Source organism: Halolamina salina, assembly GCF_054653455.1.
In genome coordinates this window covers 2,345,227-2,369,217 of the sequence record NZ_BAAIGE010000002.1, presented here as the reverse complement: position 1 = coordinate 2,369,217, position 23,991 = coordinate 2,345,227, and the positions used below count along the sequence as shown (strand labels likewise).

The window sequence follows — 23,991 nt, the reverse complement described above, 5'->3', positions numbered from 1 at the left end:
TCTCGATGCCCGATCGCATCCCCAGCGACCACGCCAGCGTCCGCACCGAGCGGGCGGAGGTGGCCCGCAGCGGCGGCACCCGCCGGCCCTGCCTCCGGCTGCCGGCCGACCTCGACCTCGAACCGGGCGCGTTCGTCCGCGTCGTGATCGACGGCGAGGAACGCCACGCCGAGGTCCGCGAGGACCGCTCGGGGTTTCTGCTCCGCGGCGCCTACGACCTCAAGAGCGAGGCCCGCGACCCGGGTCGCGCGGAGAACCGACTGGTCGAGTGGCTGCAGGAACAGGGCCGCGAGCCGGGCGATCCCGTCGAGGTCGACGAGATCCAGCCGGGCGAGCGCTACGGGCTCCGACTGCCGGGCGAGCGGACGTTCTACCGCGACACCAGCGGCCCGGGCGGGTCGCTGCAGGACATCGCGAGCGATCTCGGCGGCGAGGGTAGCGACCGGGACGGCGCCGATGCCGACCCGTTCGACCTCGACTGAGCCGACCGGAACGCGGTCGCTTTTTCCCGTTCAGGCGCCTCGTCGGGGTATGAGCAAGCTCTCGGAGTTCCTCGCGGGCGAGCGGCTGGAGGACGTGGCGCTGTTCCTCGCCGAGGATCAGTTGGACGAGGCGGGCAAGCTGGCCGACGCCGGCGAGGAAGTCGACGGCGGCGTCGTGCTCGTCCGGCCCGGCGACCAGGGACGGAAGCTGTTCAACGCCGGAACCGGGCAGGACGCGATGGAGTTCGCGAAGGAGGCGATGGGCGAGGGCGGCAGCGTCGACGCCGACCTTTCGGGCGGCGAGTGTCCGGAGGGCGACGGCGACGAGCACGAGGTCCAGTACGTGTTCGCGTTCGCCGAGGCCGAGAACCCCGAAGTCGGCGGGCTGTACGCCGACGGCGACGTGATTCACGCCTACGCGAAGTGTGCCTGCGGGGAGTCGTACTCCGAGAAGTGGGTCGTCGGGAGTCGGTCCGGCGAGTAGAGCGACGAACCGGCCGGCGCGGGTCGGTACGAGTTGACTCTCCGAATTTTTCAACGAGCCACAAAGAAAAACAGTCTTCGCCGTGAACTCTCCCGATGATGACCGAGGAGCACCACCGGGAGCTACACCAGTTCGTCAAGGATCGGGCGGGGGATGCATACCGAACGGCGTTCCACTACGAAGGGGACGACTGGGAGACGCTGTACGTCCGCGACGACCTCGCAACTGACCGCTTACACAACCAACTCCCGGATATCGTCGAGCGCGCTCGGGACACGCAGGCGTTGCTCCGGGAGGAGGACTACCCGCCCCTCGGGGCCGCACGCGCGACGACCGAAGTGCACGAGGACGGGGTCATTCTGCACTTCCCGGAGGGACCCACGGCGGGGACGCTCGTCTCGATCGACCGGGACGCCGCCCGCCGGCTCGCGGGATTCGTCACGCGGGCGATGTCGATCCTCCAGTCGCCGTCCGCCTCGGCGTACCGTGCTACCGCCGCAGACGACTGACCTGTCGATCAATCCCGGGCGTGCTTCCGTTCTACTCCGCCGCTAGCTCCTCGAACGCCCGTCGGATCACCGTCCGCGCGGCCTGCCCCTCGGTCGTCCAGTGCTGGGCCATGTCGAGCATGTCGTCGTAGATGTCGGGCTTGCAGCCCGCGGCCTTCGGGTGGCCACCGCCGTTGACCTGTCCGGCGACCTCGTGGCAGCGCTCGAACCCCTCCGAGCCGCGGATCGACGCGCTGCCGGAGGGCTTGACGATCACCGCGGCGTCGCAGCCCTGCTCCCGCAGCGTCTCGGCGACCTCGTTCTGCGAGCAGCGGCCGTACGTGAAGCCGACCGTCCAGTCGCCGATCTGTCGCTCGTTCGCCCGCGAGACCGCGGCCTCGATGCGGCGCTCCTTCTCTACGCGGCGGTGTTCCACGTAGTCGAGCACCGTCTCCGGCAGCGCGGCGCCGTACTCGCCGACGATGGTGGCGTACTCCTCGGGACCGCTCCAGTAGGCGTAGTCCGCGAGGTCGTCGCTGCGCTCGTCCTGCTTGAGCCAGAGGTCGTGGTCCCGGGTGACCTCGGCGAGTTCGGCGTAGCGCTCGTCGAACTCGTAGTCGAGCGAGCGCAGCGCCACGTCGGTCGTACACTCCTCCTCGCTGTCGCCGATCACGAGGTCGACGCCGGCGTCGCGGACGCTCTGCTCCAGCTCCTCGCCCCACTGGTGGTGGTCGAACCACCGCACCTCGCCGCAGCGATCGACCAGCGTCTCCAGATCGTCGGCGATGTACTCGTAGCTGTCCGGGCAGATGTCACAGACGAACAGGTCCGCCCCCGCCTCGACGTACTCGGCGACCAGTTCGAGGGAGTCCTCGATGTCGCCCGGGCCGGACGCGACCAGCGCGACCGTCGAGCGCTCGTGGGGTTCTTCTTCGTCCTCGCCTTTCTCGTCGTCCTCGTCGTCCGGCTCCTCGTCGGCCATCTCCTGAGCCAGCGCCTCCTCGAACGGTGCCACGTCGAGCGCGGCGTCGCGGGCCTCGCGGAGCAGCGCGACACAGCCCAGCCCGTCGGCGTCGGAGTCGGTGATCACGACCGTTTCGGCGCCGTCGACGGCCTCGGCGATCCGCTCCTCGGTTCGGTCCTCCTCCAGCGAGTCCGGGTAGAAAAAGCCCTTCCCGGGCAGCAGCGAGCGCCGGTGCAGCGAGAGCTCGCTCGTCTCGATGAGTTCGTCGTCCATACCCGAGGGTCGGCGAGCCGGGGTATAAGCGCCGTGGAACGCCGGAACCGGAGCTACGCGGCCGGGGCGTCCGTCCCGCCGTCGGCTCCGTTCTCCAACTGTCGGACGGTCAGGACGGGGACGGGGCAGCGCCGCACGACGCTCTCGGCGACGCCACCGATCAGGTAGCGGTTCTCGCCGTGGCGCCCGCGGGTGCCCGTCGCGACCACGTCGGCGTCGACCTCGCGGGCGTAGTCGGAGATCGCCGCCGCCGGCCGGCCCTCCCGGACCGCGGTGGTCACGCTGCTCTCGGCGCGGGTCGCGACCTCGGCGACGGCGTTCTCGCCGTCGTCCTCCAGCCCGGCGCGGAGCTGCTCGCGGACGTTCTCCGGCGAGGACTCGATCTGGCCTTCGTCGACGACGAACAGCGCGTGCACGTCGGCGTCGAACCGCTCGGCGAAGTCGAGCGCCACGTCGACCGCCCGCTGGACGCTCTCGGAGCCGTCGGTGGCGATGACCAAGGTGTCGAACATACGCGTTCGGTTCGTGCGGGGAGGGATAACTCCGACGGGCCTGATTCGTTCTCTGTGGGTTCGGACCTCTTGCTGGGTTCGGTGTGGTCCTCTCTGCCTGCTTCAGGTGTTTTTGCTTATGAGGAGACTGCTGGGTCAGCAACACCGTGAAAGCCCCTGCCCGCTCGGCTCGCGCGACTCGCTGTGCTCCTCGCTTCGCTGCGGTGCTTGCGTCGTCGTGCTTCGCCGAGCGGGCAGCCCCTTTCAGTCCCGCCCGACCGCACAGCCCACAGACCTCCCCAACCGACTCGGTCGCTCACGTCCGTTCGCTCCCTCGTCCCTCGCGCGCTCGTTCGCGCACGGAGGCGCTCACGTCGCGCGCCGACCGCCACGGCGGTGCGGTGGCGGAGCGGTGGACGCCGCGGGCCGGCACCGGTCGCCGGCCCGCGGGGGAGGGGTGGGGACTCGGCGCTGTGCCGGGCTTCATGCCCGGCACCCTGCGGTCGCAAGTGGTCAAACATCGAGATGCTGTCGCGGTTGCTGTTCCAGAAGTGTACGAACGAGATGCTGTCGCTATCGCTGTTGCTGTCTCAGAAGCCACCGAACCAGATGCTGTCGCCGTCGCTGCTGCTGTCTCAGAAGCTACTTCCCCCTACCACCCACCACTCCACTCATGCACACCGACATCGGCAACGCCCTCGGCGGCGACCCCGAACTCACCCGCGACGCCCTCGACGAACTGGACGCCGACGTGGCCGCGGCCCACGAACGCATCACCGACGCCATGGCCGACCGGGAGTTCGGCTACCGATCGCTGAACCTCCCCGAGACGGCCGACCCCGACGCGATCCGCAACGCCGTCGCCCCGTTCTCCGACAGCGAGGCGGTGCTCACGGTCGGCATCGGCGGCAGCGCGCTCGGCGCGGCGACGCTCTCGAACGCGCTCGAAAGCGACGTTGACGCCTACGTCCTCGACAACGTCGACCCCGAGCACACCACCCGGCTGCTCGACTCGCTCGATCTCTCCCGAACGGCCGTCAACGTCGTCTCGAACTCCGGCACCACGGCGGAGACGCTGTCGAACTTCCTCGTCGTCCGGGACGCGATGGAGCGAGCGGGCGTCGACTGGACCGAGCGGACGTTCGTCACCACGGGACCGGAGGGGAACCTCCGAAGCCTCGCCGAGAAGCACGACCTGCCCGCGCTCGACGTGCCCGAGGGCGTTCCGGGTCGCTTCTCCGTGCTCTCGACGGTCGGGCTCGCCGCCGCGGCGATTCAGGGCCACGACATCGAGGCCGTCCTCGCCGGTGCCGCCGACGAGCGCGACCGTCTCGCGGGGTCGCTGTACGACTCGCCCGCCTACGCCTACGGCGCGACCACCTACGCGCTGGCCGAGCGAGGCGCGCTGACGAACGCGTTCATGCCGTACGCGGAGTCGCTGGAGACGTTCGCGGAGTGGTTCGCGCAGTTGTGGGCCGAAAGTCTGGGGAAGGACGGGCAGGGCCAGACGCCCGCCCGCGCGCTCGGCGCGACCGACCAGCACTCACAGCTCCAACTGTACCGCGCCGGCCCGCGGGACAAGCTCGTCACGCTCGTCCGCCCGACCGAGCGCGCGGACCGCGGGATTCCCGAGACCGACTTGGAGGGGCTGTCCTACCTCGGCGGCCAGTCGCTCGGCACGCTGCTCGACGCCGAGTTCGAGGCCACGGAGGCGAGCCTCACGGCCGCGGACTGCCCGAACGTCCGGATCGAGATCGACCGCGTCGACGAGCGCGGGCTGGGCGAACTGCTGTTCGGGATGGAGGCCGCCTGCATCTGCTACGGCGAGCTCGCCGACCTCTCGACGTTCACCCAGCCCGCCGTGGAGTGGGGGAAGAAGGCCGCACGCGGCCTGCTCGGCGGCGGCGAGTTCGCGGAAGCCGACGCCGTCCGCGGGAAGGATCGGCTGGTCGTCGAGTAGCGGGCGACCGTCACCGCTTTGCCCGGCCGGGCGCTTGCTTCGGGCGATGAGCCAGTCGCCGGTCGGGGACTCCCGGCTGCTCCGGATCGGACAGGCGATCACGCTGTTTATCGCGGGGGTGCTCGGCCTCAGCCTCGGGAGTTCGCTGTGGATCGGCGCCGCGTCGACGCTGGGGGTCGCCGAGGGGACGACGGCGTACCAGATCGTCGGCACCGTCGTCCGATACGTCGGCTTCGTCGTCCCGGTCGCGCTGTTCGCCGTCGCCGAGGGGGACCGGACGCTGCTCTCGTGGGAGCTACCGGACCGCCGGGGGGCGGCGATCACGGTCGGCGCCGTCGTCGCCCTCCTCGTCGGCCAGTACGTCGTGCTCTGGGCGTTCTCGCTGATCGGCGTCGCGCCCTCACAGAACCCCGCGCTCGATCCGGCGACCCACGCCCCCGTCTACTTCCTCTGGATGGTGCCCGTCTCGCTGCTGGTGGTCGGCCCGGCCGAGGAGCTACTGGTCCGTGGCGGGCTGCAGGGCGTGTTGCGCCGGGGGTGGGGTCCGTGGTCGTCGATCGTCGGCGCGAGCGCGCTGTTCGGCTCGATGCACTACATCGGCGGCGGGAGCGGCGCGCTGGCGTACGTCGCGTTCTCGTTCCTGCTGGGGATCCTGCTCGGCTACCTCTACGAGCGGACCGGGAACCTGCTGGTGCCAGCCGTCGCTCACGGCGGCTACAACGCGGTGTTGTACGCGATCCAGTACTGGCAGGTAGCGTAGCTCGGTCCGTGAGAATCAGGCGGGGTTCTTCCGGCTCAGGTCGCTGCCGCAGATCGGGCAGCGCTCGCGGTCGTCGTCGAACTCGCGGCCGCAGCCGGCACACTGGAACGTCCACTCGCGTTCCTCCTCGATCCCCTCGCGGGCGATCACCTGCACGGCCACGTCGAGCTTCTCGGCGACGTTCTGCATCGCGTAGTCGTCGGTGACCAGCGTGGCGCTGAGTTCGAACGCCGTCGCGAGCAGGCGCGTGTCCGTCTCGGAGAGCTCGTCGGCGTCGCCAGTCTCGCCGGCGGCCCGGCGCACGCGGTCGACGGTCTCGTCGGCAGGGAGGTGGAGTTCCATCCCCGCGCCCTCCATCGCGTCGAAGCGGTACTCGTTGCCGCCCTCCAGCTCCTCTTTGACGAGGGGGATGGAGACCTGCTCGTCGTCGGTGTGGTACTCGTGGATGAACGCGGACGTGTCGAGGACCTCCATCCTTAGCGTTGGACGACGATGTAGTCCTTCACGGCCTGCACCCGGGAGACGGGTACCCGGAACCGACCGCCTTCGTCGCGCTCGAAGTTGACTTTCCCGCGCGGGGTGTCCTCGTTGGGCGAGACGAGCAGGTCGTGAAGCTCGCCCGTCTTGAGGTCCATCGTGATGTTGTACAGCATGCCCAGCTCGGTACCGTCCGAGCCCATGACTGCCTTCCCCGAGAGGTTCTCGGCGAGTATGTCGGCCATGCGCGGCTAAACTGGCCGTGGCGCAATAAACGCCACGGGGCCGACCGCGGGCTGGGAGTGGACGGAGAGTCGAAACAGGTAACTGGCGCCCGCGACTCTCCACAGCCAAGAGACGTTCTCTCGGTGATTTTCGATGCCCGACGCCAACTCTGACACTGACGCGGACGCTGCTACCGACCCCGGATCGCTCCGGACGCCCATCGTCGCCGTGCTCGGCCACGTCGACCACGGGAAGACGAGCCTGCTCGACAAGGTGCGGGGCTCGGCCGTCAGCGAGGGCGAGGCCGGCGCCATCACCCAGCACATCGGCGCCACCGCCGTCCCGCTGGACACGGTGTCGTCGATGGCCGGCGACCTCGTGATGGCCGACGACTTCGACCTGCCCGGACTGCTGTTCATCGACACGCCGGGCCACCACTCGTTCTCGACGCTGCGGGCCCGCGGCGGCGCGCTCGCGGACATCGCGGTCCTCGTCGTCGACGTGAACGACGGTTTCCAGCCCCAGACCGAGGAGGCGCTGGACATCCTCCAGCGAACCGGCACCCCCTTCGTTGTCGCGGCGAACAAGATCGACACCACGCCCGGCTGGAACCCACAGGCAGATGCGCCGGTCCAGCAGACGTACGAGAGCCAGACCGACCGCGCCCGCGAGCGGCTCGACGAGAACCTCTACGAGATCATCGGCGAGCTTTCTGACGCCGGCTTCTCGGCGGACCTCTACTGGCGCGTCCAGAACTTCCAGGGCAACATCGGTGTCGTCCCCGTCTCCGCGATGACCGGGGAGGGAATCCCCGACCTGCTCGCGGTGCTGATGGGTCTCTCCCAGCGCTACATGAAGACGGAGATGGAGGTCGACCTCCAGGGTCCGGGGAAGGGGACGGTGCTCGAAGTGAAAGACGAGAAGGGGTTCGGCGCCACGCTCGACGTGGTGCTGTACGACGGGACGATCGAGGAGGGCGACCGGATCGTCGTCGGCGGCGTCGAGAGCCCGATCGTGACGGAGGTCCGCGCGCTGCTGCGCCCGAAGGCGCTCTCGGAGATCCGCACGGAAGCGGAGTTCGAGCGCCTCGACTCGGTGCAGGCGGCCTCCGGCGTGAAGGTCGCGGCGCCGGACCTCGACGACGCGATGGCCGGCGCGCCGGTCCGGGTCGTCCGCGGCCGGCACCTCGAGGACGTGATCGCCGAGGTCGAGGAGGAGCTCTCCGAGATCGAGGTCGACACCGCCGACGAGGGCGTGGTGGTCAAGGCCGACACGCTCGGCAGCCTGGAGGCGATGGCCAACGCGCTGCGGGAGGCGGAGATCCCGATCCTCCGCGCAGAAGTGGGCGACGTGGCGCCGCGTGACGTGGCGGTCGCGAGCACCGCCAACGAGGCCGAGCACCGCGTGATCCTCGGCTTCAACGTCGACGTGCTGCCCGACGCCGAGCGCGAGATCGACCAGCAGGACGTGAAGCTGTTCAACCACGACGTGATCTACCAGCTCGTCGAGGACTACGAGCAGTACGTCGAGGAGCGCCAGCGCGAACAGCAGGAGACGGTGCTCGACAAGATCCACCGCCCCGCGCGGTTCCGCATCCTCGAGGACCACACGTTCCGACAGAACGACCCCGCGGTCGTCGGCGTCGAGATCCTCTCGGGCACGATCGAGAACAACCGCCGCGTCGCGAAGTTCGAGGACGGCGAGACGGTCCGCGTCGGCGAGCTCTCCGGGATGCAGGAGCAGGGCGAGGACGTGGACGAGGCCCGCGCGGGCAGTCGCGTCAGCGTCGCCATCGACGGCCCGACCGTCGGTCGGGACATCGAGGAGGGCGACGAGCTCTGGATCGACCTCCCCGAGAAACACGCGAAGATCCTCGAACAGGAACTCAAAGAGGAGATTCCGGCCGACGAGCGCGAGGCGCTGAACGCGTATCTGGAGAAGATGCGGAAGCGCGATCCGTTCTGGGGGAAATAACGCCGATCACGGCGAGCGACCGGCGACCGACGCCATGTCGGTCGCACGGAGCCGATGCCGTGATCGTGTAGCAACTAACAGCCGACCGGCCGCGAGACGCCGATCAGTTCTCGTTTTCGACCAGTTCGACGCCCGTGAACTCGAACCGCGCGCCGCCGTCCTCGCCCTCGACCAGCGACACGTCCCAGCCGTGGGCGTCGGTGATCTCCCCGACGATCGCGAGGCCGAAGCCGGTGCCGTCCTCCGAGGTGGTAAAGCCGCTCTCGAACACGTCCTCGCGGCTGTCGGCGTCGATCCCGACCCCGTCGTCGGCGACGTAGAACCCCACGACGTGCCCGTCCTCGGTCACGTCGCCGACCGTGACGGTGAGGCTGCCGCCGTCGGTCGTCGGCGTCGGGGTCTCGTCGGCCGACCCGCCGTTTTCCCCCTGCCGGGAGTCGGTCGAGCTGTGCTCGATCGCGTTCCGGAAGAGGTTCTCCAGTAACTGCCGGAGCCGGTCCCGGTCAGCGAGTATCGTGCTCTCGGTCGCAATCGTCAGCGTCGCCGTGCCGGTGTCGACGCCCGACCACGACTCGCGGGCGACCGACGCGAGTTCGACGGGTTCGGTGTCGTCGATGGCGTCGCCCGCCCGTGCGAGTGCAAGCATGTCGTCGATCAGCGTCTCCATCCGGGCGACCCCGCTCTCGGCGCGGTCGAAGTGCTCCGCGTCGCCGGTCTCCTTGGCGAGTTCGAGCGACCCCGAGACCACGTTCAGGGGGTTCCGGAGGTCGTGGGAGACGATCGAGGCGAAGCGATCGAGCTTCTCGTTCTGCTGGCGCAGGCGTTCGGTGTCCCGCCGGCGCCGGAGCTCGTAGCTCACCCACTGGGCCAGCAGGTCCACGAGCGTCACGTCCCACGGCGAGAACTCCACGCTCCGGGCCTCGGTGTCGTAGAAACACAGCGAGCCGTACACCTCGTCGCCGAGGTAGACCGGCGCGCCGAGGTAGCAGGCGACCCCGCGGTCGGCGTGGGTGTCGCGGTCGACCACCCGGTCGTCGCTGCGCGCGTCGTTGATCACCAGCGTCTCCCGGTCCGCGACGACCACGTCACAGAACGTCTCGTCGACCGGGATCGACTCCCGCTCCCGGATCGGGCCGCCGCCGTCGACGATCTCGAAGTCGGTCTCCTCGCCCCGGACCCGCGAGAGCGAGCCGGCGGCCAGCCCCAGTTCCTCGCGGGCGAGTCCGAGCAGCGCCCGGATCTGCTCGTCGAACGAGCGGTCACCGTCGGCGATCACCTCGTGGGTCCGCTTGAGGACGCGCTCGCGCTTCTCCAGTTCGCGGCGCTGGGCCTGCCGCTCGCTGATGTCGTGTCCCAGTACGGCGATCCGGCCGTCGTCGAGGCGCTCCAGTTCGAACTCGTAGGCGCAGCCGGCGCCGGGGAACTCCGCTTCGACGGTGGCGTCGCCCGACGCGGCGGCGCGTTCGATCGCGTGCTCGACCGCGTCGCTGTCGTCGAACAGCGCGGCGAACGGCCGGTCCGCGAGCGACTGTTCGGCGGTCGCTTCGTCGGTCGCGGTGTTCCACTCCGCGATTCGGCCGTCCTCGAGGACGAAGAACAGTGCGTCGACGGCGTCGAGCGCGGCCGCGGCGGTCGAGTCGTTCACGTCGTCGCCCGACCACGGGGGACCGAGGCGGTCGCTCGGTGTCGCTCGGTTCGAAGCCGGCGCGCGCTCGATCGGTTCATCCGGGTTACCGGGCGACCGGAACGGGGTCGTCGCCCATGGCGTACATCACCTGTGCGGCGGCGCTCGCGGCGAGTCCCTTCGCGACCTCGTCGCGGTCGGCGTCGTCGAGGCCGGCCTCGATGTCGTCGGCGTCGGGCTGGAACCCCGCGCTGACGGGGTGGCCCGCCGGCGGGCGAACGGCGACGGTCGCCTCCGGGCCGTCGGAGCCGTAGGTGAGTTCGGAGCCGACGACGTAGCCGTCGGGGAGGTAGGACTCGGTACGGGAGACGATTCCGGCGACGGCGCGCCGCAGCCCGCGCTTCTCGTCGGGAGAGAGTTCGACGTCGTTCGAGGAGCCACCGATGATACCCGGCGCACCGGCGAAATCTGTGCCGTTCATCTTGCCCGCCTTTGGCGGTATCCACTGATAAAGTCACCGGCGGTGGAAGCTCTCGAACCCGGCCACGGCGCCGTGCTGGGCTCAGGAACTGCCGTCCGTCGATTCCGCGAGCGCGTCGTGGTCGACCTCGTAGATCGTCACCGCGCCGCCCTCGAACGCGACCGAGAACGCCTCGCGGTCGAACGACCGCAGCGAGTCGCCGTACACCTCGCGCTCGTTCGGCCCGACGTAGACGTACGTCACGTCGTAGCGCTCGAGCAGCGCCGCGGCGCGCTCCCAGTCGCCGGCGTAGATGGTGTCGACGTGGCCGACTCGGCGCTCGTAGGCGTCCATGCTCCGGTACTCGGCCTCGTGGTCCCACCCCACGACGGTCGGCAGCCCGGAGAACGTCGACGCCGGACTCGTCCAGCCGTAGGAGTCGCCGGGCACCTCGACGATCGTCGGCCGGCCGGAGCGGTCGTCGAGCCACTGCAGCGCCTCGTACTCGTTGGCGTGGAAGTTCTCGACGGCCTTCATCCCGTCGAGCGAGGGGTCGTAGTGCCCCTCGTCGACCGGTTCGCCGATCTCGGCGGCGATCATCATCACCGGGAACACCGCCGTCGCGAGCACGACGGCGACGACCAGCGCGACGGTCAGCGCCGAGGTCAGCGTCTCGCGGGAGCCGGGCGCAGTCGAACCGTCGTCGCCCAGCGTTTCGACGCGAGACGCGAGCCGGCCGCCGTGCTCCCGCAACAGCGCGACCGACGCGGCGGCCGCGCCGGCCGCACCCAGCGTCCACGCCTGCACGCCGACTTTCAGCGACGTGTTCCAGCGCGGGTTGTCGATCAGCGGCAGGCGCGCGTGGGCCAGCTCCAGCGCGGCGAGCAACCCCGCGCCCGCCACGAGCAGCACCATCCCGAAGCCGGCCCGGCCCGAGCGTACGAGCAGCCAGCCGGCGACGATCAGCGTACCGAGCAGCGCCAGCACGGCGAAGTTCTCGATCACTGCGGCCGCGACGACGGCGCCGAGGAGGAGCGCGCCGGCGCCAGCGAGCCACGGCGCCGGGAGGTCGTCGACCGCGGGCCAGCCCCGGGCGACGACGTACGCCGCGAACGCGGTTACGAGGCCGCCGTACATCACGAGAAACGCGGGCAGCGGGCTGCGCGGCGGCAGGAAGCCGATCCCCTCGTTGCTCGGGACGTGGCCGAAGATCAGGAACGGCGAGGCGATCGCGACGCCGATCGCGAGGACGATCCCCGCGGCGACGGCCGCGAGCGCGACCCGCCAGAGTTCGTGTGCGAGCCAGTCAGCGCGGTTCTCTGGGTCGGAAGCGGGCTGGAGACGGTCGGCCAGCGAATCGCGCAGCAGCGTCGCCGGGTGGGCGTCGGCGGCGCCGACCGCGAGCGCGGCCAGCCCCGCGGCGGTCGGCAGCGACCACGTGTTCATAAAGCCGAACAGGCCGGCGACGGCGCCGAGGCCCCCGAAGAGGAGCGCGAGGCGGCGCTTTCGCTCGGCCGCGGGCGTGGCGTAGTACGCGAGGGCGAGGGCGCCGGCGAACAGCACGTAGGGGTTCGCGAACGTGTGGCCGTGGAGGTCGGCCTTCACGAAGGAGTACAGCGGTACCTCCTGGATCGTCCCCGGGACGACGTAGCGGGTGTACCACCAGCCCCAGTCCAGCGGCTTGGAGAGGTTCGCGACGGTCGCCGCGAGGTCGCCGCCCTCGAAGCGCTGGGCGACGAAGCCGAACGCGGCCTGTTCGACGATTCCGCGGATCGAGTCCGGGAGGTACGGCGTGGCGAGTCGGACGGCCGTGGTCGCCGCGCCGCCGAGCGCGACGAAGAACGCGCCCGCGACGCCGCCGACGCGGACGGAGCCGCCGCGGCGGGAGACGAGCGCGCCGCCGACGCCCGCGGCGACGACGAACAGCATCCCGTAGAACGTCGCGATGCCGAGGTTGAAGCCGTAGCGCATCGCGGTCCCCGTCAGCATCGCGAGGCTCGCGACCTGCAGTTGGGTGCCGTAGTAGTACCGCAGCGGCTTCCCGGCGAACCAGACGTCCTCAGGGGGTAGCTGTTCGGCGCGTTCGAGCGTGTTGACCAGCGCGAAGTGGAGGAACTGCTCGCCGGCGGCGGCGGTGATCGCGGGGTCGGCCGCCCGGAACGCGAGCATGATCCCGAAGCCGACGACGAACACGCCGTACATCGCCGCCACCGCGGGCCAGTCCGGGCGGGCGCCGCGGCGCCACGCGAGAACCGAGCCGGCGAGGACGATTCCGAGTCCGAGCACCAGCGTGTGGAGGCCGAACGTGAGTTGGCCGATCCAGAAGATCAGGATCGCAAACGGTACCAGCGCGGTCGGGAGCGCGAAGGCGGCGCCCTTCCGGGGGAGGTGTCGGAACAGCCCCGCGGCGATCGGCGCGCCCAGCGCCGTGAACGCCGCGACGAGCGCGAGGTACGCGAGGACGGGGAGCCACTGCATGGGATAGCCCTACGGGCGGATCGTTTTGGTCTTTCTGGGACGTGCCCCTCACTACCGGCGGATGCGGTGGCGCGAAACGGGCGCGGCCCTGTGCCGCGCCTCAGCGCGAGGGACGAACGAGCGAACGGAGTGAGCGAGTGAGTCGGCTGGGGAGGTGTGTGGGCTGTGCGGTCGGGCGGGACTGAAAGGGGCTGCCCGCTCGACGAGCGAGACGACGCAAGCACCGCAGCGAAGCGAGGAGCGCAGCGAGTCGCAGCCGTCGAGCGGGCAGGGGCTTTCACGATGTTGCTGTCGTGAATCTCCTTTTCGGAGCACAGAACCAAAACCGAGCGGGCAGGGGCTTTCACGGTATTGCCGACCCTGTTCGTCGCTTCACCACCACCAAAACGAACGACGCCTAACCCACAGAATCAACAGATCGGTTCGCTCTCGCCGTAGGCCGCCAACGCCACCACGCACGTGTGCTCGCCGGGCGCGGCCTCGGCGGACTCGATCAGCGTCTCCTCGTGGTCGAACGTCCACTCCCGGAGCTCCCGCCCCGCCGCGAGCCCCGCCTCCAGCCGGGCCTGCACGTCGGCCTCGGCCTCGGCGTCGGCCTCGTAGAACAGCCCCGGACCGGGACCGGTTGCCCAGCCGATGCCGGCGGCGACGGTCTCCGGGCCGACCGCGCTCCGCTCGGCCTGCACGACGTTGAGGCGGTTCCCCGCCGGGCCGAGATCCGGCGCCTGCTCGACGGTCACCACCTCGGCGTCGGCCGGGACGATCGAGGAGACGGGGACGAGGTTGTAGTTGTGGAGGTTCGCGTCGGCCAGCGCGGCGTCGTAGGCGGCCTTCTCCGTCGGCGCGGTGCCGGCGCCGGCGACGACGTGGATGCTGCTGCTCACGGCCGACCTCGGCGCCGGGCGGAGAAAGGGGCTACGGACTCGCGGTCCCGGCTACCAGGGGGCGTAGAACGCGATGGCGACGACGACGATGGCCAGCAGCGCCACGGCGGTCGCGACGGCGTAGCTCACGAGCCCGACCGTCAGCGCGATGCGGCCGTCCCACTCGCCCTCCCGCGTCGGCTCCCAGACCCCACGCAGCGGGAGCACGACCGCGACGGCGAGCCACCAGAGCAGCGCGTTCCCGAGCGTGATGCCGGCGACCCACTTGAACACGTCCTGTTCGAGCCTCCCGCCGTGGAGCGCGACGGCGGCCATGATGCCCGCGAGGTGGGTGGTGCCGAACGCCGCCGCGGCGACGAGGTAGTTCACGCCCAGCGAGCCGGTCGGCCATCGGCGGCCGAGTCGGCGGACCGCACTGGAGAGCAGTACCGGGAGGAGGGCGACGGCTGCGAACGCCGTCAGGGCCAGCAGGCCCAGCAGCATGTCGGGGACGATACCGGGGACCATGCCCGGCGCTGGTGTCGGCGCCGAGAAACGCTTTGTGGTGTGCGCGGCGACGCTACCGCCGCTCGACCGTGCGCTCGTCGAGCGCGATCAGCAGGCCCGCCACGGCGAGGACGCCCGCCATCGGGAGCACGAAGATCCAGAGCGTCGCCTGCCAGAACCCCAGCAGCGCCAGCATCGCGGCGCCCGCGGCGGCGACCCGCGCTCGCTGTGTCACGACACCGAAAGTGCCCAGCACGGCGGCGGCGCCGAGGGCGAGAAACAGCGCCAGCCGCGCGTGCGTGTAGCCCGGCTGGCCGAGGTAGAAGACCAGTACGCAGAGAAACACGAGCAGCGCCGCCATCGCCAGCCCCTGGGCCGGTTGGGGACCGGTGATCGGGGTGCGGTCGCTGCCGTCACTCATCCGCCCTTACTGGAACGCGACCGGGCCGGTCGTCGGCGCCTCCTCGGAGGTCTCCTCGATCTTCTCGTGGGCGTCCTCGAAGTCCGTCATCCGGACCTCCTCGCGCCCGTCGCGGATCGCGAACATGCCGGCCTCGGTCGTGAGGGCGGCGATGTCGGCGCCGGAGTACCCCTCCAGCGCCTCGGCGAGTTCGTCGAAGTCCACGTCGTCGCCGAGGTTGAGCTCGGCGGCGTGGATCTCGAGGATGCGCTTGCGCCCCTCCACGTCGGGCTTGGGCACCTCGATGAGGCGGTCGAAGCGGCCGGGTCGCAGGATCGCCTCGTCGAGCATGTCGAAGCGGTTGGTGGCGGCCATGATGCGCACCTCGCCGCGGTCGTCGAACCCGTCCATCTCCGAGAGCAGCTGCATCATCGTGCGCTGGACCTCGGCGTCGCCGGAGGTCTTCGAGTCCGTCCGCGTCGTCGCGACGGCGTCGATCTCGTCGATGAAGATCACGGCGGGCTCACGCTCGGACGCGAGTTCGAACAGGTCACGGACGAGGCGGGCGCCCTCGCCGATGAACTTCCGGACCAGCTCGGAGCCGGCCATCTTGATGAACGTCGCGTCGGTCTCGTTGGCGACCGCCTTCGCGAGCATCGTCTTCCCCGTCCCCGGCGGGCCGTGGAGCAGGACCCCGCTCGGCGGCTCGACGCCGACCTCGCGGAACGTCTCGGCGTTGATCAGCGGGTCCTCGACGGCCTCGCGCACCTCGCGGATCTGGTCGTCGATGCCGCCGATGTCGGCGTAGGTAACGTCCGGCGACGCCTCGACCTCCATCGCCTGCGCCCGGGCGTCGGTCTCGTCGTCGAGCAGCTCCTGAACGGAGAAGGAGTCGTCGATGGCGACGCGGTCACCCGCCTCGACCTCCCCCTTGAGTGCGGGGGAGAGCTCGGTGAGCACCTCCTGATTGTTGCCGTGTTGCTTGATGACGACGCCGTCGTCGGTCAGCTCCTCGACGGTCGCGAGATAGAGCGACGACGTCTTGAGCGTCTCGTTGCGGCGCTTGAGCTGGTCGACCTCCTCGCGGAGCTCCTCCTTGCGCCCTTCGGCGTCCTGGAGGCGCTCGTTCAGCTCCTCATTGACCTGAACGAGCCGCTCGAAGTGTTCCCGGATCGCCTCCAGGCGCTCGGCCTGTGACATCTCGGGGTCCAGGTCCAAGCGGGGGCGGTCGGGAAGGGACGGGCTGCGTGACATCTCTCTGGTTCGGTTTAGGGGTAGGCGTAAATGTGCCTTTGGGTCGGGGAATGGCTCGCTTCGGCCGCCAATCGCGAACGGGCGTCGGCGGGGACGCAGTCGGAACGTGAAAACGGAAAGTCGCGTTAGTTCAGGTCCAGCAGCTCGGCGGCGTCGTCGAGGCGCTCGCCGTAGGCCGACAGCGCGGACTCGATGGGATCGGCGCTGGTCATGTCGATGCCCGCGATGTCGAGCACGTCGATGGGGTACTCGCTGCCGCCGGCTTCGAGCGCGGCGCGGTAGTCCGCGGCCGGGGGCTCGCCCTCCTCGCGGATCTTCTCGACGATCGCGACCGCCGCCGAAATTCCGGTCGAGTACTGGTAGACGTAGAAGTTGTAGTAGAAGTGGGGGATGCGCATCCACTCCTTGGCGATCAGGTCGTCCACGTCGGCGTTCGCGTAGAACGTCTCCTTCAGGTCGCCGTAGATCTCGTCGAACGCGTCGGGGGTGAGCGGCTGCCCGTTCTCGGCGCGCTCGTGGATGCGCTGCTCGAAGTCCGCGAACATCGTCTGACGGTACAGCGTCGAGCGGAACCGCTCGAGGTACTGGTCGAGCGCGTGGGCGCGGATCTCGTCGTCGTCGACGTTCTCGAGCAGGTAGTGGGTGAGCAGCGTCTCGTTGACCGTGCTCGCGACCTCGGCGACGAAGATTTCGTAGCTGGAGTACTGCCACGGCTGAGCTTCGCTGGCGAGTTCGGAGTGCATCGAGTGGCCGAGCTCGTGGGCCAGCGTGTACATCGAACTCACGTCGTCCTGGAAGTTCATCAGGATGAACGGCTGGGTGTCGTACGTGCCCGAGGAGAACGCGCCCGAGCGCTTCCCCCGGTTCTCGTACACGTCGACCCAGCGGCTCTCGAGTCCCTGCTCCATCCGGGCCTGGTACTCCTCGCCCAGCGGCGCGACGGCCTCGACGACCCACTCCTTCGCCTGCTCGTAGGTGATGTCTGGCCCCTCCTCGCCGGTCAGCGACATGTAGAGGTCGTGCATCCCGAGTTCGTCGACGTCGAGCGCTTGCCGCTTCAGGTCGGCGTGGCGCTGGAGGTGGTCGAGGTTGTCGTGGACGGTGTCGACGAGCGTATCGTACACCTCAGTCGGGACGTTGGTACTGTCGAGGGCGGCCTCGCGGGCGGTGTCGTAGTTCCGCGCCTCCGCGAGCTTTACGTCCTTCTTCGTGCTGTTCTGGAGGGCGGTGCCGACGCTGTTGCGGTAGTCGTCCCAGGTCTCGTAGTACTGCTCGTAGGTCTCGCGGCGGAACTCCCGGTCCTCGTGTTTCTGGAGCTTCGTGAAGTTGCTCTGGGTGATCTCCACCTCCTCGCCGTCGGGCTTCTCGACGGTGGGGAACGTGAGGTCGGCGTTGGAGAGCATCCCGTAGATGTCCGACGGCGCGCTCGTGACCTCCGAGAGGTCGGCCAGCAGCTCCTCGACCTCCGAGGAGCGCGTGTGGGGTTTCATCCGCAGCGCGTCGTCGAAGAAGTGCTCGTACTCCTCGAGCGCGGGCTCCTCGTCGATCAGCGACTCGACCTCGTCCCAGTCGAGTTCCTGAAGCTCGGGTTCGAGGAAACTGGTCGCGCTGGAGGCCTCCGAGCGCAGCGACTCGGCCTTCGACGCGATCGCTTGGTACTCCTGGTTTCGGGTGTCCTCGGCCGACCGCAGTCGGGCGTAGGCGGCGACTTTCGACACGTCGCGCATCACGTCCTCGTACGCCTCGAGCAGTTCGCGCAGCGTCTCGGCGCTCTCGGTCGCGCGGCCCTCGTACTCCCGCAGGTCGTCGACGCGCGCTTCCACGTCGTCGTAGGCCTCCTGCCACGCCTCCTCATCCGGGAAGATCGATTCCAGATCCCACTTGTACTCCTCGTCGATGTCCTCGCGTTCGGGGACAGTGCTCATCGTGATACCGTAGTGTCGAATCCGGTGGTAAGTCTTCCCACTTCACCCGGCGAGGTGGTCGGTTTTGCCGTGTTTTCCTCCCGCCGTCGCCCTCGCCCCGGAACGTCTTTGGGTCCCCCTCACACACGCCGGACCATGGACGGATTCGACGCCGCGATCGGGCGGACGTGGATCGACGACCGACCGGGCGAGTTCCTCACCGACCTCACGGCGATCGGGAGCCGGATGGGCGGGAGCGAGGGCGAGGCCCGGGCCGCGGAGATCGTCGCCGACGCGTTCCGTGACGCCGGCGCCCGGAACGTTGAGCAGGACCCCTTCGAGATGCAGGTCTGGCAGTGCGGGGACTCCTCGCTCCGCGTTCGATCGCCGGTCGAGCGGGAGTTCGAGACGGTCGCGCTCCCGTACTCGCCCGCGGGCGAAGTGGAGGGCGAACTGGTCGACGCGGGCTACGGCACGCCCGCAGAGATCGACGAACTCGACGTCGAGGGGAAGATCGTCGTCGCCTCGACGACGACGCCGGAGGGTGGCCGCTTCATCCACCGGATGGAGAAGTTCGGCTACGCGATCGGGCAGGGCGCCGCGGCGTTCGTGTTCGTCAACCACGTCCCCGGCCAGCTCCCCCCGACGGGCTCGCTCACGTTCGGGCGCGAGGCCGAGGCGCCCGCCGTCGGCGTGAGCAAGGAGACCGGCGCGTGGCTCACCGAGTTCGCCGAGGGCGACACCCGCGTCCGACTCACCGTCGACGCCGAGACGACGGCGGGCCGGAGCCAGAACGTCCAGGGGCGCCTCGGCCCCGACACCGACGAAGAGATCCTCCTGCTGGCCCACTACGACGGCCACGACATCGCGGAGGGCGCGCTGGACAACGGCTGCGGCGTCGCAACCGTGCTCACGGCCGCCCGGGTACTGAGCGAGGCCGATGCCGACCTCGACCGCGGCGTGCGCGTCGTCGCCGTCGGCTGCGAGGAGGTGGGGCTGCTCGGCGCGGAACACCTCGCGGAGTCGGTCGACCACGACGACGTGGCGGCGGTGGTGAACGTCGACGGCGGCGGGCGTTTTCGCGACCTGATCGCGCTGACCCACACCTCCGAGTCGACCGCTGAGGCAGCCGAGGCGGTCAGCGAGCGCGCGAACCACCCGATCGAGGTGGAGTCCGACCCCCACCCCTTCAGCGACCAGTGGCCGTTCGTCCGCGCGGGCGTGCCGTCGGTCCAACTGCACAGCGACAGCGGCGAGCGCGGGCGCGGCTGGGGGCACACCCACGCCGACACGCGGGACAAGGCCGACGACCGGAACATCCGGGAGCACGGCGTCCTGACCGCGCTGCTGGTCGACGAGCTGGCGTCGATGGACGCCGATCGGCTGGAGCAGGCGGAGTTGGCCGAGGCGTTCCGGGAACTGGAGTTCGAGACGGGGATGAAGGCGGCGTCGCTGTGGCCTGAAGGGTGGGAGTGATCACCGACGGAGGCGCCATCCCGTAACCACCGATCCCTACTCCCCAAGCCCGTCCAGTACCGTCTCCGTCACGCGAACGCGCTCCAGCGCGCCCACGCGCCGCTGGCCGAACACGCCGCGGGCGCTCTCGAGCGCTTCCTCGTCCACCGAGAACGTCACGTCCGGGTACGTCACGCCAGTCAGCACCAGCGGCTCGGGCGCCATCCGCGGGACGCCGCGGCCGCCCTGTAGCGACTCATCGCTCAGCACCTCGTCGACCCGGGCGAGGGACTGCCCGTCGACGGCCACCTCCGCGAGCACGCCGACCAGTCGACGGACGAACCCCCGCGGGAAGCCGCCCGCGGCGACGGTGACGACGAGGAACTCCCCGTCGCGTTCGACCCGGACCGAAACGTCTCGAACGGTCCCGGTGTCGTCGCTGGTGAGGTTGTGGAAGTCGTGCTCCCCGGAGAGTCTGTCTGCGGCCTCGCGCGCGGTGCGGTCGTCCGCGTCGGGGGCGTGGAGGTGGTACGTGTACCTCCGCTCGCTGGCGGCGTGGGTCGCGTGGAACTCCTCGGGCACGTCCGCGGCGGCCCACGCCCGGATCGACCCCGGGAGCCGACCGTTGAGCGCGGCGGGCGTACACCAGCCGGGCGCCTCGAACGCGACCGTCTGGGCGACCGCGGAGACGCCGGCGTCGGTGCGGCCCGCGGCGGCGTACCCCGGCGGCGTCTCGCCGTCGTCGACGATCCCGGCCTCCGCGAGGGTCGCGAGCAGCCTCCCCTCGACGGTCGGCACGTTGGGCTGGCGCTGGAACCCGTAGAATTCCCGCCCGTCGTAGGCCAGCCTGAACGCGCGCATCTACCGGCGGTCCCTCAGCACTGGTGTGGGGGAGTGACGGCCGACCGAACGCACGCGGTAGCGGATGGCGTCGTCCATGATTCCGGGTTCCGGACGCCGGCCCAAAACGGTGCCGGACGGGGGGCGCTGTCCCCCCGAACACCCCCTCCCTTCGGGTCGAAAACCCGGCGAAGAAACCGCGGTCTCGTGGGCCGCGATTCACTTTCACCGCGGTTCGGTCAGGGTTATACCGACCGCTACCTAACCGTTACACGAGTGCCGCGACGGCGGCCGAACCCCTCAACACCATGACCAGCAACAGCCATCAGAGAGTACAATCTTATTTGTACTACTACAACCGTACCGGGAACCAAACGGTTAATGGGGGTCCACGGAATAGGACTTCTCCGCTACAGATGTTCGATCTACCCACTCCCGACGAGAGCCGCATCCGCCCACACGGGGTGAGCGCACAGTGAGTTCGCCCGATCTCGGCGCCGACGAGCTGACCCTGCCGATCAAGCGCACCGACGGCGAGACGCTGAAGGATCGCCTCACCGAGAACGCCTACGAGAACATCCTCCCCGCGCGGTACCTCCGGAAGAACGCCGACGGCGAGGTCGAGGAGGATCAGGAGGAGCTGTTCGCCCGCGTCGCCAAGAACATCGCGCTGGCCGAGGCCGTCTACGAGGCCGAGCGCCAGGGCGTCGAGGTGACGGTCACGCCCGACCAGCTCAAGCCCGACCACCCGCGACGCGACGAACTCGCCGAGGAAGTGTTCGGCGCCGGCGTCGACGCCGAGACCGACACGGAGACGACGCTGAACGAGCACAACGTCAACAAGTTCGCCTACGACACCGTCGTCCCCGAACTCGACGAGGAGATCGCGGCGACCGTCCGCGAGACCCGCGAGGAGTTCGAGACGCTGATGACGGATCTCTCCTTCATGCCGAACTCGCCGACGCTGATGAACGCCGGCGACGAACTGCAGCAGCTCTCTGCCTGTTTCGTCGACTCTCCCGACGACGACATCACGGACATCCACCAGACGGCCAAGGAGGCCGCCGAGGTGTTCCAGTCCGGCGGCGGCATGGGGTACGCGTTCTGGAAGCTCCGGCCCTACGGCGACTCCGTCGGCTCGACCGGCGGGATCGCCTCCGGCCCGATCACGTTCATGCGGACGTTCGACCAGATGTGCGAGACGATCGCCCAGGGCGGCGCGCGCCGCGGCGCCCAGATGGGCGTGATGCGCGTCTCGCACCCGGACGTGATCCAGTTCATCCACGCGAAGAACAAGGACGTCAGCCTCGCGAACACGCTGCGGCTCAACGACCCCGACGACTTCACGCACAACTCCTTCGCGGACGCGCTGGAGGAGGCCCGCGACCTGATCGACGACGAGGGTCGCGTGCCCGAGCACCTGCGTAACGCCGTCGAGGGCCACCTCTCGAACTTCAACATCTCCGTCGGCATCACCGACGACTTCATGGAGGCGCTGAAGAACGGCGAGGAGTTCACGTTCACCAACCCCCGGACGGAAGAGCCTCACATCGCGACGCCGGAGACGAAGGAGCTCTACGACATGTTCGGGCTCGGCGAGCACGTCGAGGTCGGCGAGGAGCTCTCGGTGCCCGCCGAGGACCTCTGGGACCAGCTCGTCGAGGGCGCCCACGAGAACGGCGAACCGGGCGTGATCTACCTCGAACGCGTCAACGAGCGCCACTCCTTCGACGTGGAGGAGCACCCCGACCACCGCATCCTCGCGACGAACCCCTGCGGCGAGCAGCCGCTGGAGGAGTACGAGGCCTGTAACCTCGGCCACATCAACCTCTCGACGCTCGCGGCACAGGATGCGCCGGACTGGCGCGTCTGGGCCGACGAGCACGCCGACGAGTACGACTCCCACGAGGAGGCCGTCTCGGCGTTCCTCGACGAGGCGATGAACTGGGAGGACTTCGACCACCGCATCGAGTACGGCACGCGCTTCCTCGAGAACGTGGTCACGATGTCGGACTTCCCCGTCCCGGAGATCGAGCAGAAGGTCCGGGAGATGCGCAAGATCGGCCTCGGCGTCATGGGGCTGGCCCAGCTGTACATCCAGCTCGGCGTGCGCTACGGCACCGACGACGCCGACGAGATCGCCCGCCAGCTGATGACCCACATCAACCACGGGTCGAAGGACGCCAGCCACGAGCTCGCCCAGGAGCGCGGCGTGTTCTCCGACTGGGACGAGTCGAAGTACGCCGACCCGACGGCCTACCCCGAGTGGTTCGAGCACCACACCGGCGAGGACCCCGAGGAGTGGGAAGAGGGCTACCCGCTGCGCAACCACAACACGACGACGATCGCGCCGACGGGCACCACGTCGATGATCGGCAACACGACGGGTGGCTGTGAGCCGATCTACAACGTCGCCTACTACAAGAACGTCTCCGGCGACGTGCAGGGCGACGAGATGCTCGTCGAGTTCGACGACTACTTCCTCCGCGCGCTGGAGGAGAACGGCATCGACGTCGAGGCGGTCAAGAAGGAGGCCCAGGAGCAGATGGCCAACAACGAGTTCGACGGCGTCGAGGGGCTGGAGACGGTCCCGGACGCGCTGGGCGAACTGTTCGTGGTTACCGGCGACCTGAGCGCCAAGCAGCACGCCTCGATCCAGTGTGCGGCCCAGGAGGGCGTCGACTCCGCCATCTCGAAGACGGTCAACGCCCCCAACGACGCCAGCCTCGAGGACGCCAAGGAGGCGTTCGAGTACGTCTACGACAACGGCGGCAAGGGCGTCACCTACTACCGCGACGGCACCCGCAGCAAGCAGGTGCTCACCACCCGCGCCGACAACACCGAGTTCGCCGACGAGGACGAGGCCGCCGAGGCGCTCGTCGAGCAGATCACCGAGGTGTTCGGCGGGCTCGAAGGGTTCCTCGAGAACGAGGACGTCCAGGCCGCCCTCGACACGCAGGTCGAGCAGATCCTGGCCGACGCCGACGGCGAGGACACGCCGCTGGGCCGCAAGCGCCCGCGCCCGGACGTGCTCCACGGCGTGACCCAGCGCATCGACACCGGCTACGGGAAGCTGTACGTCAACATCAACGAGGACCCCCAGACCGGCGAGCCGTTCGAGCTGTTCGCCAACATCGGCAACTCCGGCGGCTTCACTGCCTCCTTCACCGAGGCGCTCGCGAAGACGATCTCCACCTCGCTGCGCTCGGGCGTCGACCCCGAGGAGGTCGCCAGCGAACTGCAGGGCATCCGTAGCCCGAAGGTCGCCTGGGACAAGGGCGAGCAGATCCAGTCGATCCCGGACGCCATCGGCACGGCGATGCGGCGCTACCTCGACGGCGAGATCGACAAGGGGATCCCCCAGCAGCAGACGATCGACCAGCTCGACGACGAGAGCGTCGACGCCTCCACCGACGGCGGGGCGACGGCCCAGCCGCCGAGCGAGCCGACGAACGTCGACGTCGACGACGGCGCGGACGCCGCCGAGGACGACGCCACGAGCGAGCTGATCGCGTCGGGCGAGAGCCCGGAGTGTCCCGACTGTGGCTCGATGAGCCTCTACTACTCCGAAGGCTGCAAGACCTGCGAGTCCTGCGGCTGGAGCGAGTGCTGAGCTAGCGCAGCTTCG

At 69.6% G+C, this 23,991-nt stretch carries 21 protein-coding genes; 8 read left to right on the top strand and 13 right to left on the bottom strand.

The window, feature by feature from the left end:
- Positions 1–5: 5 nt before the first annotated feature.
- The 3 genes from ACYQZ5_RS12685 to ACYQZ5_RS12675 all read left to right on the top strand — a co-directional run bounded on the left by ACYQZ5_RS12685 (position 6) and on the right by ACYQZ5_RS12675 (position 1,475).
- On the top strand, positions 6–482 hold the full coding sequence (locus ACYQZ5_RS12685) for a DUF7112 family protein (RefSeq protein WP_379818619.1): 477 nt from the start codon (positions 6–8) through the stop codon (positions 480–482).
- Positions 483–531: 49 nt separating this feature from the next.
- Positions 532–966: a DUF5807 family protein gene (locus ACYQZ5_RS12680; RefSeq protein ID WP_379732394.1), complete on the top strand. Its 435-nt coding sequence runs from the start codon at positions 532–534 to the stop codon at positions 964–966.
- A gap of 98 nt (positions 967–1,064) precedes the next feature.
- Positions 1,065–1,475 carry a DUF7522 family protein gene (locus tag ACYQZ5_RS12675; RefSeq protein WP_379732395.1) on the top strand — a complete coding sequence of 137 codons (411 nt, stop codon included), beginning with the start codon at positions 1,065–1,067 and terminating at the stop codon, positions 1,473–1,475.
- A 31-nt stretch (positions 1,476–1,506) separates the two neighbouring features.
- On the opposite strand, the gene ACYQZ5_RS12670 is transcribed toward ACYQZ5_RS12675, so the two are convergent.
- Positions 1,507–2,691 (bottom strand): DHH family phosphoesterase, encoded by a 1,185-nt coding sequence (locus ACYQZ5_RS12670; protein WP_379732396.1) that lies wholly within the window; start codon positions 2,689–2,691, stop codon positions 1,507–1,509.
- Between the two features lie 53 nt (positions 2,692–2,744).
- Entirely contained in the window at positions 2,745–3,203 is a 459-nt protein-coding gene (locus ACYQZ5_RS12665; protein WP_459846378.1) for a universal stress protein, read from the bottom strand.
- Between the two features lie 652 nt (positions 3,204–3,855).
- Here ACYQZ5_RS12665 and ACYQZ5_RS12660 point away from each other — a divergent pair.
- Complete coding sequence (locus ACYQZ5_RS12660) at positions 3,856–5,142, top strand: glucose-6-phosphate isomerase (RefSeq protein WP_379731434.1); 1,287 nt, start codon at positions 3,856–3,858, stop codon at positions 5,140–5,142.
- 46 nt (positions 5,143–5,188) lie between these two features.
- On the top strand, positions 5,189–5,902 hold the full coding sequence (locus ACYQZ5_RS12655) for a CPBP family intramembrane glutamic endopeptidase (protein WP_379731435.1): 714 nt from the start codon (positions 5,189–5,191) through the stop codon (positions 5,900–5,902).
- A gap of 15 nt (positions 5,903–5,917) precedes the next feature.
- Here ACYQZ5_RS12655 and ACYQZ5_RS12650 read toward each other — a convergent pair whose 3' ends face one another.
- On the bottom strand, positions 5,918–6,376 hold the full coding sequence (locus tag ACYQZ5_RS12650; protein ID WP_379731437.1) for an NOB1 family endonuclease: 459 nt from the start codon (positions 6,374–6,376) through the stop codon (positions 5,918–5,920).
- A 2-nt stretch (positions 6,377–6,378) separates the two neighbouring features.
- Positions 6,379–6,624 (bottom strand): PRC-barrel domain-containing protein, encoded by a 246-nt coding sequence (locus ACYQZ5_RS12645; protein WP_053947046.1) that lies wholly within the window; start codon positions 6,622–6,624, stop codon positions 6,379–6,381.
- Between the two features lie 133 nt (positions 6,625–6,757).
- Here ACYQZ5_RS12645 and infB point away from each other — a divergent pair, with 133 nt between their 5' ends.
- Entirely contained in the window at positions 6,758–8,578 is a 1,821-nt protein-coding gene (gene infB, locus ACYQZ5_RS12640) for a translation initiation factor IF-2 (protein WP_379731438.1), read from the top strand.
- 103 nt (positions 8,579–8,681) lie between these two features.
- On the opposite strand, the gene ACYQZ5_RS12635 is transcribed toward infB, so the two are convergent.
- From ACYQZ5_RS12635 to pepF, 8 genes are all read right to left on the bottom strand, one after another.
- Positions 8,682–10,223 carry a sensor histidine kinase gene (locus ACYQZ5_RS12635; RefSeq protein ID WP_379818032.1) on the bottom strand — a complete coding sequence of 514 codons (1,542 nt, stop codon included), beginning with the start codon at positions 10,221–10,223 and terminating at the stop codon, positions 8,682–8,684.
- 85 nt (positions 10,224–10,308) lie between these two features.
- Positions 10,309–10,683, bottom strand: coding sequence for a DUF5811 family protein (locus ACYQZ5_RS12630; RefSeq protein WP_459846374.1), 375 nt, complete (start codon positions 10,681–10,683; stop codon positions 10,309–10,311).
- A gap of 81 nt (positions 10,684–10,764) precedes the next feature.
- Positions 10,765–13,140, bottom strand: coding sequence for a DUF2298 domain-containing protein (locus ACYQZ5_RS12625; RefSeq protein WP_459846372.1), 2,376 nt, complete (start codon positions 13,138–13,140; stop codon positions 10,765–10,767).
- A 410-nt stretch (positions 13,141–13,550) separates the two neighbouring features.
- Positions 13,551–14,024, bottom strand: a complete 474-nt coding sequence (locus ACYQZ5_RS12620; protein WP_379817994.1) for a pyruvoyl-dependent arginine decarboxylase — start codon at positions 14,022–14,024, stop codon at positions 13,551–13,553.
- A 51-nt stretch (positions 14,025–14,075) separates the two neighbouring features.
- Positions 14,076–14,531 carry a hypothetical protein gene (locus ACYQZ5_RS12615; protein ID WP_379817995.1) on the bottom strand — a complete coding sequence of 152 codons (456 nt, stop codon included), beginning with the start codon at positions 14,529–14,531 and terminating at the stop codon, positions 14,076–14,078.
- A gap of 52 nt (positions 14,532–14,583) precedes the next feature.
- Positions 14,584–14,931: a hypothetical protein gene (locus ACYQZ5_RS12610; RefSeq protein WP_379731803.1), complete on the bottom strand. Its 348-nt coding sequence runs from the start codon at positions 14,929–14,931 to the stop codon at positions 14,584–14,586.
- A 6-nt stretch (positions 14,932–14,937) separates the two neighbouring features.
- The gene (pan2, locus tag ACYQZ5_RS12605) at positions 14,938–16,164 is read right to left on the bottom strand and encodes a proteasome-activating nucleotidase Pan2 (RefSeq protein WP_379731804.1); all 1,227 of its coding nucleotides are present in this window, start codon (positions 16,162–16,164) and stop codon (positions 14,938–14,940) included.
- A gap of 125 nt (positions 16,165–16,289) precedes the next feature.
- Entirely contained in the window at positions 16,290–18,089 is a 1,800-nt protein-coding gene (gene pepF, locus ACYQZ5_RS12600) for an oligoendopeptidase F (protein ID WP_379731805.1), read from the bottom strand.
- 135 nt (positions 18,090–18,224) lie between these two features.
- On the opposite strand from pepF, the gene ACYQZ5_RS12595 reads away from it, so the two are divergent.
- The gene (locus ACYQZ5_RS12595; RefSeq protein ID WP_459846369.1) at positions 18,225–19,544 is read left to right on the top strand and encodes a M20/M25/M40 family metallo-hydrolase; all 1,320 of its coding nucleotides are present in this window, start codon (positions 18,225–18,227) and stop codon (positions 19,542–19,544) included.
- 36 nt (positions 19,545–19,580) lie between these two features.
- On the opposite strand, the gene truA is transcribed toward ACYQZ5_RS12595, so the two are convergent.
- Positions 19,581–20,384 carry a tRNA pseudouridine(38-40) synthase TruA gene (truA, locus tag ACYQZ5_RS12590; RefSeq protein WP_379817997.1) on the bottom strand — a complete coding sequence of 268 codons (804 nt, stop codon included), beginning with the start codon at positions 20,382–20,384 and terminating at the stop codon, positions 19,581–19,583.
- A 454-nt stretch (positions 20,385–20,838) separates the two neighbouring features.
- Between truA and ACYQZ5_RS12585 the strand changes: the two genes are divergently transcribed.
- A complete protein-coding gene (locus tag ACYQZ5_RS12585) occupies positions 20,839–23,976 on the top strand; it encodes an adenosylcobalamin-dependent ribonucleoside-diphosphate reductase (RefSeq protein ID WP_379731678.1) in 3,138 nt (1,045 codons plus the stop codon).
- Positions 23,977–23,991 lie beyond the last annotated feature (15 nt).